This window comes from Paenibacillus sp. FSL R5-0887 (assembly GCF_038002305.1).
Classification (GTDB): domain Bacteria; phylum Bacillota; class Bacilli; order Paenibacillales; family Paenibacillaceae; genus Paenibacillus_AQ; species Paenibacillus_AQ odorifer.
This window is the reverse complement of record NZ_JBBOCE010000002.1, coordinates 1,891,445-1,906,912: the sequence shown is the minus strand read 5'-3', so window position 1 is coordinate 1,906,912 and position 15,468 is coordinate 1,891,445. Positions and strand designations below refer to the sequence as shown.

At 43.8% G+C, this 15,468-nt stretch carries 10 protein-coding genes and 1 tRNA gene; 7 read left to right on the top strand and 4 right to left on the bottom strand.

The window, feature by feature from the left end; genetic code table 11:
• Positions 1-171: 171 nt before the first annotated feature.
• The 5 genes from MKY14_RS26265 to MKY14_RS26245 all read left to right on the top strand — a co-directional run bounded on the left by MKY14_RS26265 (position 172) and on the right by MKY14_RS26245 (position 8,263).
• Positions 172-255, top strand: a tRNA-Leu gene (locus MKY14_RS26265).
• 118 nt (positions 256-373) lie between these two features.
• The gene (locus MKY14_RS26260; protein ID WP_076218289.1) at positions 374-1,768 is read left to right on the top strand and encodes an MATE family efflux transporter; all 1,395 of its coding nucleotides are present in this window, start codon (positions 374-376) and stop codon (positions 1,766-1,768) included.
• Positions 1,769-1,933: 165 nt separating this feature from the next.
• Positions 1,934-3,034: a glycerol dehydrogenase gene (locus MKY14_RS26255; protein ID WP_076279938.1), complete on the top strand. Its 1,101-nt coding sequence runs from the start codon at positions 1,934-1,936 to the stop codon at positions 3,032-3,034.
• A 216-nt stretch (positions 3,035-3,250) separates the two neighbouring features.
• Positions 3,251-3,595: a hypothetical protein gene (locus MKY14_RS26250; RefSeq protein WP_340977705.1), complete on the top strand. Its 345-nt coding sequence runs from the start codon at positions 3,251-3,253 to the stop codon at positions 3,593-3,595.
• A 396-nt stretch (positions 3,596-3,991) separates the two neighbouring features.
• Complete coding sequence (locus MKY14_RS26245; RefSeq protein WP_340977704.1) at positions 3,992-8,263, top strand: glycosyl hydrolase; 4,272 nt, start codon at positions 3,992-3,994, stop codon at positions 8,261-8,263.
• A 99-nt stretch (positions 8,264-8,362) separates the two neighbouring features.
• Here the strand turns inward: MKY14_RS26245 and MKY14_RS26240 are convergent, their stop codons facing one another.
• The 3 genes from MKY14_RS26240 to MKY14_RS26230 all read right to left on the bottom strand — a co-directional run bounded on the left by MKY14_RS26240 (position 8,363) and on the right by MKY14_RS26230 (position 11,858).
• Complete coding sequence (locus MKY14_RS26240) at positions 8,363-9,118, bottom strand: SDR family NAD(P)-dependent oxidoreductase (protein WP_340977703.1); 756 nt, start codon at positions 9,116-9,118, stop codon at positions 8,363-8,365.
• A 672-nt stretch (positions 9,119-9,790) separates the two neighbouring features.
• Positions 9,791-11,143, bottom strand: coding sequence for a sensor histidine kinase (locus tag MKY14_RS26235; protein ID WP_340916186.1), 1,353 nt, complete (start codon positions 11,141-11,143; stop codon positions 9,791-9,793).
• Positions 11,121-11,858 carry a response regulator transcription factor gene (locus tag MKY14_RS26230; protein WP_076126944.1) on the bottom strand — a complete coding sequence of 246 codons (738 nt, stop codon included), beginning with the start codon at positions 11,856-11,858 and terminating at the stop codon, positions 11,121-11,123. Before MKY14_RS26230 ends, MKY14_RS26235 begins: the two co-directional genes overlap by 23 nt.
• A 160-nt stretch (positions 11,859-12,018) precedes the next feature.
• Here MKY14_RS26230 and MKY14_RS26225 point away from each other — a divergent pair, with 160 nt between their 5' ends.
• Complete coding sequence (locus MKY14_RS26225; RefSeq protein ID WP_312150771.1) at positions 12,019-12,666, top strand: hypothetical protein; 648 nt, start codon at positions 12,019-12,021, stop codon at positions 12,664-12,666.
• A 96-nt stretch (positions 12,667-12,762) separates the two neighbouring features.
• Here the strand turns inward: MKY14_RS26225 and MKY14_RS26220 are convergent, their stop codons facing one another.
• Positions 12,763-13,686, bottom strand: a complete 924-nt coding sequence (locus MKY14_RS26220; RefSeq protein ID WP_076303201.1) for a DMT family transporter — start codon at positions 13,684-13,686, stop codon at positions 12,763-12,765.
• Positions 13,687-13,828: 142 nt separating this feature from the next.
• Between MKY14_RS26220 and MKY14_RS26215 the strand changes: the two genes are divergently transcribed.
• Positions 13,829-15,169 carry an aminotransferase-like domain-containing protein gene (locus MKY14_RS26215; RefSeq protein ID WP_340977702.1) on the top strand — a complete coding sequence of 447 codons (1,341 nt, stop codon included), beginning with the start codon at positions 13,829-13,831 and terminating at the stop codon, positions 15,167-15,169.
• Positions 15,170-15,468: the final 299 nt, after the last annotated feature.

The window sequence follows — 15,468 nt, the reverse complement described above, 5'->3', positions numbered from 1 at the left end:
TTTTTTAAATATAAGAAAGTATAAGTGACACCAATACTCTTATAGTCTTCCCTTAAACGCTTACTGCCCTTACAAAGACACCGAAGGCGCTTTTACTTGTTAAATTTGTTGTTGCTCTTTCTGTGAAATCATGTTAACTTATATTCTGCACTGTATTTTTTTATATCTTGTGCGGTCGTGGCGGAATTGGCAGACGCGCACGGTTCAGGTCCGTGTGGGCTAACCCCCGTGGAGGTTCGAGTCCTCTCGACCGCATACCTAAGTGCATATAAACAGGCAATACTTTTGAATCGCTCTTCAACCTGAAGAGCCTTTTTCTATTTATACGCATAATTCAATTTGACAAACTCTATGTAAAAGAAGTGAAGCAAAGATGGAGCCTAATGTAGGTGTAAATACGAAGCAAAGTGTGCGGTTTCTAGAAAAGTATTTCTCTGGTGAATCGATAGATTATCGTCAGATGATTGCTTTATTCATCCCTATCCTAGTGGATCAGGCCTTTGTGGTGGGTCTTAATCTAGTGAATACAGCTATGATAAGCTCGTCTGGTGTGGCAGCTATCAGTGCGGTCAATATGATAGATTCTCTTAATATTTTTCTCATTAGTGTGTTTATTGCCGTCTCAACAGGTGGGACGGTTGTTGTTGCGCAGTATAAAGGGAGCGGCAATGACCTCATGGTGTCAAAAGCTACGGCAGGTGCTACGTCATCTGTTTCGCTGATGGCATTTGCTATTGGGATGTTCGGAATTCTTTTTCACAATCCGCTGTTGAATTTACTATTTGGAGCGGCCTCACCGGAGGTTATGGAGAACGCCCGAATATATTTAATCGGGAGCTGTATCTCTTATCTTGGTATAGCTGTTGTGGAAGCGGTATGTGGTGCTCTTCGTGGAATTGGTAGAACGAGGGCCTCGCTTGTACTTTCGCTAATTATGAATTTAACTTATGTCTTATTGAATCTCGTCTTTATTAACCTGTTGCATATGGGTGTTCTGGGGATGACCATTTCTATAAATATAGCTAGATACCTGGGGGCGTTCTGCGCACTTTATTATCTATTCCGATTGGACAACGATCTGCATATCCGTATTCGCGATCTTGTAGCGGTTAAGCTGTCTATGCTGAAAAAAATAATGTTCATCGGGATGCCGTTTGCGGCAGAGCAGATGTTTTTTAATGGTGGTAAAATTCTGACTCAGATCTTCATCGTTAGTCTGGGTACGTATGCACTTGCGACTAATGCGATTGCCTCCTCCTTTGCAGGGATTATGCAAATCCCGGGGAATGCGTTGTCCTTGACGATTATTACAGTGGTGGGACAATGTATGGGAAGCAATAATGTTAAGGATGCTCGAAAATTTATTAAATCATTCCTTGTCGCCTCTTCTCTTTCCCTGGTGGTGATGGGGTTGCTGATTATGCCTTTTTTCAATCCATTAGTGTCTATGTTCCATCCTCCTGCTGAGATTGTGGGTGATATCTTCCTGATTGTGCTCATCAATACGATTGCGCAAATTCCGTTATGGTCTATAAGCTTTATTACGCCTTCGGCGCTTAGAGCGGCAGGGGATTCCAAATTCACCTCTATGGTTTCGATGCTTACGATGTGGCTGTTCCGTGTAGTGCTCGGATACATCTTAGGTATTGTTCTGAACTTTGGTATACTCGGCGTTTGGCTGGCGATGAATTGTGAGTGGGGGATCAGAGGTTTGATTTTCCTGCGGCGATTTATGGGCAAGAAATGGGTTCAGCATCGTGTTATATAATAGATATAAAAAAATCAAAGGACGCCCTGAGGGGTGTCTTTTTTTGCATGCTCTGATGAGTGCCTTTGGAGAATGCAGCTTGAGTATTTCTTGGGAAGCGGGGTAATAATATGTAGGAATTGCGTCTTTATGCTTACTAAAACACACAACAAGGAGTCTTGCACAATGTCACATTTCGTTAGATCCGTTACTTCACCAAAGAAATTTATCTCCGGCCATAACTTACTGTCAGATCTGAATGAGTATATTAAGGCGTTTGGCGATCATGCCTATGTGATCTGTGATGAGTTCATTTTGGAACGTGCTAAGAAAGAGGCGGGAAGTTCCATCGAAGGTGCGGGGAATAAGGCTACTTTTGAAAAATTCAATTATGAATGTACTCAGGAAGAGATTGATCGTAATCGGGAACTTGCCCGTAAAGCTGGGGCGAATATCATCGTCGGTATCGGTGGAGGTAAAACACTGGACACCGCCAAAGCTACTGCGTATTATGAGAAGCTGCCTGTAGTTATTTTTCCGACGATTGCATCTACTGATGCACCATGTACAGCGCTGGCTGTCATTTATAATAAAGATGGTTCATTTGATCAATACTTATTCCTCCCAAGTAATCCGGATGTGGTCTTGGCGGATACAGCGATTTTAGCTTCAGCGCCTTCCCGTTTTTTCGCAGCTGGAATTGGCGACGCACTGGCTACTTATTTTGAAGCCCGTGCTTGTTATGCCTCTAATGGCGACAATCTCGTACTTATGAAACCTTCTACAACGGGTCTAGGTATATCAAGACTTTGTTATGAAGCTCTACTTAAGAATGCGGTAAAAGCAAAACGTGCGGTTGATCAGAAGCTCTATACACGCGCGGTGGAGGAGACCATTGAAGCGACAATTTATCTAAGTGGTGTGGGTGCTGAATCTGGTGGTCTGGCTGCCGCGCATGCTATTCATAATGGGATGACAGCCGTTCCTTCACTACACAAAGCTCAGCATGGTGAAAAGGTTACGTTTGGTCTTTTAGCCCAGTTAGTACTGGAAAATGCCTCAAATGAGGAGCTGGAAACTGTCATTAAGCTTATCAAGGATGTAGATCTTCCGCTAACCCTCGCCGATCTGGGGTGCACGGAATTTATCGAATCCGAATGGCGCCAAGTTGCTGAAGCTGCTTGTGCAGAAGGAGACACAATGGGCAATATGCCGTTCCCGGTTACTCCGGAAGATGTGTACAATGCGATAGTGGTGGCGAACTCGCTGGCAGAGTCTTATAAATAACTAGCACAACTAATATGTAGTGATAATGAAGGCGCCCTTGGGGGTGCCTTTTGTTTTTATATAGGTTAAGCTGTTGAAGTAGAGTAGGGGTAAAATTATGCTTATAGGTATCGGCTTCGGCATACTTAATCACGGGATAGGGTGCCTACGGAAACGAGATTATTGCTAATCGCCCCGTTGCTGTGCCAATATCACTCTATGTAATAAGGAGGAAAGATGAGAAAAAAACATTTAGGTTATCTATTCCTTATTATCATAATTATTGGAGCGGTAATAATAGCAGTAATTCACGGAAATTCGGAGCGTCAGAACAAGCAGTCGGCAGGAAGCCTTGGAATGGATTATGTGCGCAAAGAGTACACGGAAAGTGCGTCGCTGAGAGTTGCAACGATTTGCAAACCCTTATTTGGAGGGTCGGGTTATCAGGTAGTGCTCGAGGATTCAAGTGGGCAATCGTATTATGTCATTATCGTTCTCGGAACTACACGTAATCTTGTCACTATGGACGATCTGACGAAAGAGGTGCGGGAAGGTACATCTGTGTTTCCGCGCCACCAATAAAACATGATAAATGAATCGGATCTCATCTATATGATTATTGGGAGGCACTCCTGCGGGGTGTCTGTTTTTGTTATATTAAATTTAATTTTGTTATATATTTTCGGAATTACTAACATTAATACTAACGTAAACAATAAAATGATTATAACAAAAGGGAATATTTAGATTGTTTTATGCCAATGTAACCGCTATAATCTTGCATATACCGAAATATCTAACGAAATAAGAATATTTTGTTAGTGTTTGTTATTAATAACGAAGCTGAATATGTGGAGGTGAATAGTTAGCGAGTAGGTCTGTAATTGTCTTCTATAAGGACAGATAGTTATTGGGTTCATAACAGCTGGTTGGCTATTCTTATTATCAAATCCATTCATTTTCGAAGGAGAATTAGGAATGAAAAAAGCGAAAAAGTGGCTGGGGAGTATACTTGCCTGTGCAATGATAATGTCTCCTTTCCCCTCTGTAATTTCTGCAGCAGCAGCGCCATCGACTGTGGGATTCGGTGATACACAGGGTCACTGGGCACAACAAAATATTGCGAAGTGGGTAGAAAATGGCGTATTAAACGGGTATCAGGATGGTTCTTTTCATCCCAATGAAGGAATTACAAGAGCTGAGTTTGCTACGATCTTGAATAAGGTATTTGGTTTCTATATGAAGTCAGATCAATCTTTTTCCGATGTAAAAGCGACCGATTGGTATGCAGATCAGCTTTCGTTGGCACGATATGCTGGGTATTATGAAGGATACTCAGAGAATAAAGCACAAGCTACTGATTATATAACGCGTCAGGATGCGGTGACGATGTTGGCTCGGATATTTACTCTTCAAGCTACTGAAAGCGCTTCATCGATGAGTGGATTTAGTGATTCCGCTCAGATTCAGGCTTATGCTAAGGATGCAGTTCATGCGCTCTCAGGTTTGATTACAGGGTATGAGGATGGAACCTTTAAGCCGCTTGGAAGGATCACCCGTGCCGAAGTTATAACGTTAATTAATAAAATAGTGAAGAGTTATTACTCGCAATCTGGAAGCTTTGAAGGAGGAATAGTTTCTGGGAATGTAGTCGTTAATCAGGATGGTGTTGTGTTAAAAAATGCAACGATAAACGGAAACCTGTATCTAACTGCTGGGATCGGTAACGGCGAAGTGACCCTTGAGGGTATTAAGGTTACGGGCACCACATTTATTGCAGGTGGCGGGATAAACTCCATTCTTATTAAGAATAGCTCATTAGGCAAAGTAAATATAAATCGTAAAGAGGGTGAGGTTCGTGTCCTCACGAGTGGTACAACCCAAATTTCTCAGCTAACGGTAGATAGTCTAGCAAGACTGGAGTTTGGAACTGGGACGATGATCACCACGGGAATTCTAAATAGCACTGTGGGGCTGATCCTAGGTGAAGGCGCATCGATTGCTAATCTAAACGTAGCTGTCAAAGCGACTGGAACCACTCTTTCCGGTCAGGGCGACATTGCAAAAGCGGACGTTAAAGCAACAGGAGTAACGTTGAACGGTAAGCCCATTGCTTCTGGCACAATTGTCATTATCAAAGGCAATCAAGGTCCTGTAGCAACGACTACCCCAGCGCCTACCTCGGCATCAGGCTCATCAACAACGCCGGTAGGTCCGACTAATCCAACCGCGGCACCTACAGCGACACCAATACCAACGGAAACACCGACACCGACAGACCCGACGGGTCCTGTGGGACGTATCGAGAATTTAGCGGATGTTGATGCAAGTAGTGAGACTAGATCGCTATTCGCCTATTTACAGGATATCCGCGGCAGTGAGATCTTGTTTGGACATCAGCATGCTACTACAGAAGGACTTTCTATTGCTGAAAAGGACGGAACGCAGTCTGAGGTCGAGAATGCAGTAGGCGACCTTCCGGGGCTGTTCGGCTGGGATACGCTTAGTCTTGAAGGTTTTGAGAAACCAGGCGATCTAGGCGCAACCCAGCTGGAGAATCGTGATAAATTAATCGGCGTGATGAAATCTGCTTATGAAAAAGGCGGCGTGCTTACTTTAAGCTCGCATATGCCGAACTTCGTCACAGGAAAGGACTTTTATGACACCAAAGGGAATGTGCTTACGCATATATTACCCGGCGGTGACAAACATGCAGAGTTTAATGCATTCCTGGATATGATTGCGGACTTTGCGAATAACTTAAAAGATGATGATGGTAAAGCTATTCCAGTCATTTTCCGTCCATTCCACGAGCAAAATGGTGGCTGGTTCTGGTGGGGTGCGCCTTACCGTACGAAGGAGCAGTATGCTGAAATTTATCGTTATACCGTTGAATACTTAAGGGACAAAAAAGATGTGCATAACTTCTTATATGCGTTCTCACCGGGAAGTCCATTTAACGGCACAGATGCGACATTCCTTGAGACGTATCCGGGAGATGACTATGTCGATATCCTTGGCTTCGATAATTATTATGACGGAACCACTGAGGGTTGGTTTGATTCAGTCGTGAAGGATGCTAAGCTGATCTCGAAGCTGGCGGATGATAAGGGGAAAATCGCAGCATTTACTGAGTTCGGTTATTCGGGTGTGAAGCCAACTGGAACGAAGGACCTGAAATTCTTTACCAAGCTAATCGCTGCACTGCAGTCTGATCCGGATGCTAAACGGATGGCGTACATGCAGACTTGGGCGAATTTCAATACAGATTCTATCTTTGTCCCTTATAGAAATGCTCCAAACGGGCTAGGGGATCATGAACTGCTCCCTGATTTTGTAGACTATTATAATGATCCGTATACAAGCTTCAGCCATGAAGTGGCTATTGCGGATGCGTATTCGAAACAGGTAACTACAGAAACCGAGCAACCTTTTTTACACATTGCCTCACCAACGGCAAACCAAACAGTGCCCACGACAAAAGCATCGACCCTTCGTGTTCGTGTGTTGAATCAGGACGTAGATAAAGTAACCTACCTGATTGGGGATGACACAACAGAGTACAGCATGGCAGCTGACGCAGAAGGTTTCTATTACTTGGCAGATTGGACACCAGGTGTAGCCTTCGACGAAACTGGCGTGATGCTTACTGTTAAGTCCTATGCAAAGGATGGTTCTGTACTTTCACAAACGATCCAAATCTTTGTAAGTGACGTAGAGGGCAATGGGGACCCATTGATTGTAGATACTTTTGAGAATTACAAAGGGAATGATGAATTACTTCGTGCGGCATTAAGTCCTGCGGGTGATCTAAATACGATCTCACTTGATGCGGACCATAAAAATGATGGCAAGTATGGCCTGAGATTCGATTATAATGTGGATGGCCAAGGTTATACAGGTCGTACCAAAAACATGAATAATGCCGACTGGTCGGACGCCAACAAATTGAAGCTCTGGATTGCACCTGATGGCAGCGACCACAAGCTTGTTATTCAGGTCAATGCAAGCGGCATTTCTTTTGAAGCTTATCCTTCACTGGCAGGTACGACACCTGGCTTGGTGGAAATTCCATTCAGCCAGTTCGCTCCAGCGCCATGGGATACAGGAAATGCCGGTAAAGTAATCACTAAAGAGAACCTTAAGGACATTCGGGCAGTGTCTATCTACGTAAATAAAAAGGACATAGTAGCAAGTACGTCTGGTACGCTGTACTTCGACGATATTGCAGCGTTTAATGATGGAACGGGTGGCGTTCCTAATGGGGGCGAAGGCCCTGGCAGCACGCCAGAACAGGCGAAGCTGTTGTATGGTTTCGAAAAAGATACTCAGGACTGGACAGTAGAGCAAAATAATGCGAGTGCAAGCGCGGCGGTAATCTCGACTGATGAGGCTGCTGAGGGAACTCATTCGTTAAGCACTTTGTTCTCACTCGATTCAGATGGAGCTTTTGAGCTCACCAAAAATGGCAGTCTGGATCTGAGCGCGGTTGATAAATTAAGCGCACAAATTAAACTGTCGAACGGAACAGCGGATGCACGTTTGTATATTAAGACGGGATCAACCTGGTCTTGGGCTGACAGTGGAGCTGTGAAAGTAGATTCGAGCGGATTTACTACGGTTTCGCTCAACTTGGCAGGTATTGCAGATCTTAATAGTGTAAAAGCCATAGGTATCAAGCTCGAGGGATTCAGCGGTACGGGAACTTCTACGCTGTATCTGGATGATGTTCGGACCCTGAAGAATGGTACCGCACCTGAAGCTGTCGTCTATGGCTTCGAGGACAATACACTGCAAGGCTTCAGCATCAATGTGGATGAAAATAATAAATATAATACAGCGCTGGCTCAGAATCTATCGGTGAGCAATGCTGTGTATGCTGAGGGAACTCATTCGATGCAAGCGGACTTAACATTGAATGGAGGGCAATTCCAGCTGCGTCGTATGGTGGTTACCAACTTAGCGAATGCATCAACAATTACGCTTAAAATCAAGGTTGTACCTATTGATGCAAGCGATGTTAGCGGTGTAATGGCTCAGCTGTTTACCCAAAGTGGCTCAAGCTGGGGAACATGGACTGCTTCTACGGCTACACCAGTAGATGCCAATGGATTTACTACAATAACACTGGATATCAGCAAGGTAGCGGATCGTAATTTGACCCAAGCGATTGGCGTTCAAGTCATGACCACAGCAACTGATCCAGTAGGTAGTGCTACCGTATATGTGGACGAAATCACGATTAAATAGAAAGTAGTAAAGCCGGAAGCGAACATTTTACGATGTTCACTTCCGGCTTATTTATTTAGCATCAAATTTATTCATTTTAAGTCGAGTATCTGCTTGAAATTAACGAAGCTTAATAGACCCGCCATCTACCATGATAGTCTGGCCCGTAATATAATCGGAATCTTCACTCGCTAGGAATACCGCAACACGACCAATATCACTTTCCAGTTCACCCAATCTTCTCAAAGGTATTTTTGAAATCATGTTTTGGTAATACTCAGGGTTTGCTTCTGCCCATTCAATCATGCCAGGGGAATTAGCAATTGGAGCAATGATGTTTACGTTGATACCAAATGGACCAAATTCATTAGCGGCTACCCGGGTAATTCCACGGATGGCTTCTTTTGCAGCAGCATATGTTCCTTGATTGGTATCCCCGTTAAGGCCAGCGCCCGATGCAAAATTAATAATTTTACCTTGTGTTTCTTTTAAATACGGTAGTGCTGCTTGCATGAAATAGAAGGTTGGATAGAAGCCTGTATCAAAAGATAAATCGAAATCAGCCTGTGTAGTTTCTTCAATAGATTTCATTCTGGATGCGTGGGCATTGTTTACTAAAATATCTATTTTTCCAAATTTATCAGCTACTTGTTTAGCAAGGTGAGCTATTTTATCGTGTTCCTTGAGGTTCGCTTGAATAAAGATAGATTCAGGTTGATATTCTTGTAATTCTTTAATTGTTTCTTTGCCGGTTTCTTCATTGAGGTCAATAATAGCTACCTTAGCGCCTTCTTTAACAAAAGCCAGGGCCATCCCTTTACCAATACCGCCTGCTCCACCAGTAATAATAGCTACTTTTCCTGCAAGTCTGCTCATGTTGGTATCTCCTTTTTGTGAAAAAATGTAGTATCTAACTCTTATCAGAGGTAAGGTGTAATTGTTACTTCGACTATATATTACCCAAAATAGTAGCTATATTTACCATGAAGTAGAAACGGCATCATTTACCAGTAAAAATATAGATGGTGACCGACGATGAATGTTCAAGTAGCTGATGAGGCCTGTTCCAGCTCTTATGTACATGTTGAGCGATTGAATTAAGCGGCGCACCAAGTGATGAGCAATTGATGATTCATGTGTCGCACCAAGTGATGCTGCAAGTGATGCAATAAGTGAAGTATTTATAGAGTAATTAGGGAAAACTTACCTGATTTTCGGCCGATTTAGTAACTAATTAAGAAATCCCCCTAATTATTAGGGAGGAATTCCCTGATTTCGTGCATTTAGAGTGAATATCGGCTATTTTCAGGGAGTTTTTCCCTAATTAGTTTAAACCCTACCGCAAGCCGTATGAAAAACTCACCTAATATATCGTTCACCGCTCACCGCCCAACTGCCCACCATCCAACCGTCCAACCCAATATCAGAGAACACTACGCGTGGTATATAGTCATATGGCACAGTAAAATCCATTACTTTTCTATTCCATAAAAAAGAAGCTGCCCCCAAGTAGAATTCACTACTTTTGAGACAGCCTCTTATGGATATTTATAAAGGAAACCCCATCGAGATTACCGCACCGCCATTTCTTCGGTTGCCTGCGCTGATCTGACCTCCGCAACGCTCGATGATTGCGCGGGAAATAGCCAGTCCAAGTCCGGATTCTCCGTCTTTTCCTTTTACAAACCGATGGAAGAGATAGGGAAGCAGATCGTCCGAAATTCCAGGACCATCGTCACTTACGGATAACAGGGCCCGGCCCTCCTTGACCGAAACATGGATATAGATATGTTGGTTAGCATAACGTGTTGCATTGGATACTACATTAAGAAGCGCCTGTAGCAGCTTATCCCTATCCGCACGGATCGTAAGAGAATCTTGATGATCGTGGGAGATATGGAGGGTTAATTCTTTTTTCATTAATAGAGGGTTCATTCGTTCGATGGTTTCTGTCAGTAGATCTTTTAAACAAATAACCGTAGGCTTGAATATATCTTCCTCGCTGTCTAGCTTCGCAAGTAAAGTCATTTCGGACACGAGCTTCTTCAAGCGGCTGCTTTCGCTCATGATAATGTCTAGCCCTTTTACTACATTCTCACCTTCAAAAACACCATCCTTAATCCCTTCAGCGTAGCCGGAAATGGACATTAAGGGAGTTTTTAATTCATGAGACGCATTCTGGAAAAATTGTTTCTGCACATGGTTGAAACGATTTAATTCATCTGCCATGTCATATACCGATTGAGCGACAGATCCAAGCTCTCCACCAGCTTTAATTAATTTAACATCTGAGAAGCGCCGTTCTTTGACTTTGCGGAGTTCTTGTTGCAGCCTCATTAGAGGTTGAATCAACTTCTTGGTGATAAATAGGCCAAATAGGAACATAAATGCTCCCGCTGCGCTGAAAACGATCAGCAGTCTTTTGAGCAAAGCTTGTTCAATAGCAGTGACTGCGCTCATAGGGGTTAGTAGAGTTAGCGTGCCTATAGGTGTAGCCTTCACTTCAGTAATATACCGTGTATCTGTTCCATTCCAAATGTTCTGGAGCTCAGTGGCTTGGCCTGTGACACTCTTGGCATCATAGTTTATTGCAATTGAACTCATCTCTGATGATGTGGACAAGACTTTTCCTGTCTCATCGCTAAGAATGGCTTCGACGCCTGCAGTGCTTAGAGAAGGTAAGGTCACCGGCAGAGCTTCCAGCTGAGTGCCAATCTCCCCGATGTATTTACTTTCTTCAGTCAATGTAACTGACATCGCCGCACCAATGGTTCTTAAATCCTCTTTTTGTGTTCCGACAAAATGGTTGAGTAGTACAAAATGGATCACGACTGCAGTAATAGATAGTAGCAATACCAATGCAATACTAAAGGCTAAATTAATCTGATGTGCTAGTTTCATTCGTATGCTCACCCCCATCTGTTCTCATGCGGTATCCGTGTCCCCATACAGCCTCAATGGGCAAATGCTCCAGTTTTTTGCGCATCCGTTTAATGAGATGATCCACGGCGCGATCACTTCCAAAATAGTCGTCTCCCCACACATAGCTCAGCAGCTCATCTCTTGTAAATGCCCGGTTAGGGGCATCAGCGAATACTTTTAGCATGGTGAATTCCTTGCTGGTCAAGTCTACCTCTTCACCACACCAGAATACACGTCTTTCTTCCGGCAATAGTAGAAGCTGGTCGATTTCAAGACGGGTGGAAGTGGTCTGACTATTCAATTTTTCGGCCTGATTACTCATTTTGTACCAGCGTTGAAGCTGCCGTTTGATCCGGGCGACTAATTCACGAGGGCTGAACGGCTTGACTAGATAATCGTCACTGCCAAGCTCCAATCCTAATATTTTATCCACTTCATTATCTCTTGCGGAGATCATAATGATCGGTACTTCGGCTTCGTTACGAATCCTTTTACAGAACTCATAACCATCCATGCCGGGGAGCATAACGTCGAGTACCCACATATCCGGGGGGCTAGTCTGCCACAAGGTCCATGCTTCCTCAGCGCTGCCAAGGCCGATGGTGTGGTAGTTTTCTTTTTGTAAATAAGCTTCAACAAGATTGCGTATATGTTCATCATCGTCGACTACGGCAATGAGATATGGATTATTCATTTCGGGTTACCTCCAGATTATTCTCCTACAAGTATATCAATCCAGAGGTGGGTAGGGGCGGCTGCCATTGTTTTTCCACAAATTAACCAATGTTCTGCCACACCCATTATGTAAGCTTGGTCTTGTAAGATCATTCGAATCGACGAGGAGTGTTGTATTTATGAATCAACAGATGTTATTTAAAAAGTTAGCGCTGTCCGCCCTGCTAGTGTCCGCCGTTGCTGCACCGTCTGCAACGAACGCAGCAAGTGGAGCGCAAGACGGAAACACGAAAACAACGGCTGCAGCCGTGGTTACTGCTGCCTCTAAAGGAACAATTGCCACTAAAGTAACCACTATTGATTGGGTAAATCCCCTAGAGTTGGCTAAGACCTACGCACCTAATACCCAAGAAGATTGGAAGAACACCTTGGATCAGTATTATAAGGTTGCTGGATTTAGTATAACCGCACTTGCCGAGCTTGTGCCTGCGGAACTGGTGGAGGGAGTTCAATTATCTAAAGAAATACTATCCACCGAAGCTCTACCTGCAGGATATATTGAAGCTGGTCGTAACCTTGAAGTAATACCTGTAGTCGATGATATGCAGGTAGATAGCAATATCACTACTTCAATTAAAGCTGTAGACGCGACTTCAATTGCTATTTCCATTCCAGATCTTAGCGACGCGGATAAAGCTTTTTTCAAAGCCCAAGATGATCTGAATAGTGCCGCTAAATCCAAAGATGCGACTGTGATCAAGGAAGCTTTAGCTAATCTGCTGGATCAATATAAAGAGAAAATCAAGGAGCTTGAAACAGCCAAATAACAGCGATTAGCGAGGCTTGCTACAGAATAGAGATACTGAAAAGGGTAAAGATAAAAGACACCTCGCGGGGTGTCTTTTTAATATGCATATCAATCTTCACGCTTTGCCTGTGGCCCTTACTTGCTTCCGCCAGTTCACACCGATCACCCCGGCGATGATCATCACTGTACCGGTCCAATGGTACCATTCCAGTTGCTCATTCAGCAGAAGTACACCACCGAGAATAGAGACAACTGTTGAAAGACTGCCGAAAATGCTCACGCGTGAAGCTTCCATCCGTGATAAAGCATAGTTGGAGAGGAAGGAGGTTACGAGGGAGGAGAGTACGCCGAGATAAAGCATGGAGAATATAAATTTTGGCTCTTGAAAAGGTGTGAAATACTGACTCAAGGTTCCTGCCGAACCATGCTTAATGATCGACAGTCCATTAAAAAATATAAATCCGAACAAAGTAATCATATAGGTAAGTTCTTTGGGACTCCAGGTACGTGTCAGCTTTCGAGCTGCAACATTATAACCGGCAAGGGATAAAGCTGAGATTAGGATAAGTAAGACGCCCCAAAGACTAGAAGAAGAGATACTCAAACCTGGAATGGCAAAGATAAGAATAATGCCTGCAACTGAGATTAATGTAGAGATCTTTTGGAAGCTGCTCGTGGTTTCCTTCAAGAACATCGCCGCCAAAAGGATGGTGAAGATGGGCATTGTCGCCTGAATAATACCCGCTACAGCGGAAGTTGTATACAAAAGTCCATACGCCTGAAGGGTGAAATATAACGCTGGATACATTAAAGCCAGTGGGATTATCACTGCGGCCTTGGATATTCCAAACTTCACCCGCCCCCACCCTGGAAAAGTAAATAAAGAAGCGGCAAGGAAAGATAACGTGAAGCGATGAGCTAGCGTATCAAAAGGATCCGAGACGGTTAGGGCCATTTTTACAAATATAAAGGAAAACCCGACGATAATAGCATTCATGACAGCTGCTGCTATCGCTTTTTGAGTAGAAGATGTATTCATTAGTAAAGACCTCCAAAGTGTTGCGCGCATTTAGGTACCGGTCCTGTTCTGCTCTTTATTCTAAGGCTAGAGTAGCTGTGCTACAATGTAATTATTATTCATCTGTACCGGTACAGAATAAGCTTGGAGGAAGGTGAAAGGGATGTATAAGTATTCGGAGTTAATCAACGAGCTGGAAGCGCAAATTGCCGAGGATACGTATCGTGAGGGAGATAAATTACCGTCTATCCGGGAGTTGTCCTTACGTTATGGATGTAGTAAAAGTACGGTTATTCGCGCGTTGCAGGATCTTCAGGACAAACATTTAATCTATGCCGCCTCAAAAAGTGGTTATTATGTCATGAAACGAAGCGGACAGCGAAAAGACGAAGGTGCACATTGGATCGATTTTACGGTGTCTGCACCCGACCCGGATATTTTTCCGTATCTGGATTTCCAACATTGTATTAATAAAGCGATTGATATGTACCGCAATGACTTGTTCATCTATGGAACGCCGCAGGGGCTTCCTTCTCTTATTCGTGAAATGCAGCGGCATCTGGCTTCTTATCAGGTATTTGCCAATCCGGAACAGATTTTTATTACCTCAGGTGTGCAGCAGGCGCTTGGCGTATTGACCCGAATTCCTTTTCCGAATGGCAGGCAGCGAGTGCTGATTGAGCAGCCGGGTTATCCGCTTTTTATGGAATATCTGAAGACGTATGGCATTGAGACAGAGGGAATAAAGCGTTCGGATGCTGGGGTTGACTTGAATGAATTAGAACGGTTATTTAAGACAGGCCAGTTCAAGTTCTTTTATACCGTCCCGCGATTTCATAATCCGCTTGGCGTCTCCTATACCCGTCCCCAGAAGAAGGCGATTGCTCAGCTAGCAGCTAAATACGATGTATACATCGTTGAGGATGACTACATGGCGGACTTGGAGCAGGATGCAAAAGAGGATCCGATCTACGCTTATGACGATGCTTCCCATGTGATCTATTTGAAAAGCTTTTCCAAAATTATATTTCCGGGTCTACGTGTCGGTGTCGCTGTACTGCCAGCGGTCCTGTGTGACTCTTTTAACCGATTCAAAAGACTGATGGATATAGATAGCTCTATGCTGTCTCAGGCTGCCCTGGAGTTGTATCTGAAAAGCGGAATGTTCGAGCGCCACCGAAAAAAGATGCGTTCCTGCTACGAAAAAAGATCCACGCTGCTCCATGAATCGATTATGAGAGAGTTAGATACAGCGACAGCACAGCATTATTCCTACCATCCAACCGGCCAGCTTGGTGTGCATACGTATCTGAAGCTTAGTGACAGCATAAAGACAGAACAGATGATCAAACGTCTGCAAAAAAAGTTCATTCGCATCGAAATGGCGGACAGCGGGTATCTGCCCTCTTTTAATAAAGAGAAGATTCTAAAGCTCAATGTATCCAGTGTAAAAGAGCCGGATATTCGCTTTGGCATTGAACAGGTAATGCAAGAAATACGCTGAGAGCGCAGCAATAAATGAGTGGATAATAATGGTGGAAATGCTGGAAGTCCATTGGAGTAGAAATAAAAAAGCGTTCCTCCAGTAACAGGGATCGTTTTTTGGCGTTGTGGGTCGTTGGCAAATCTGGCAGCAGTGAATTGATGGACAGCAGATCTCATTATCGGTACAACTCGCAGTAATCTCTGGTTCTTCTATAAATATCCGAACACATTTTCTGTGCAATCTTCGGCCGAGTCATGCGGACCCAGATAACGTTATTTGCTAGTTTTTAGCCTTTGAAGCAGGTTTTCGGACACCAG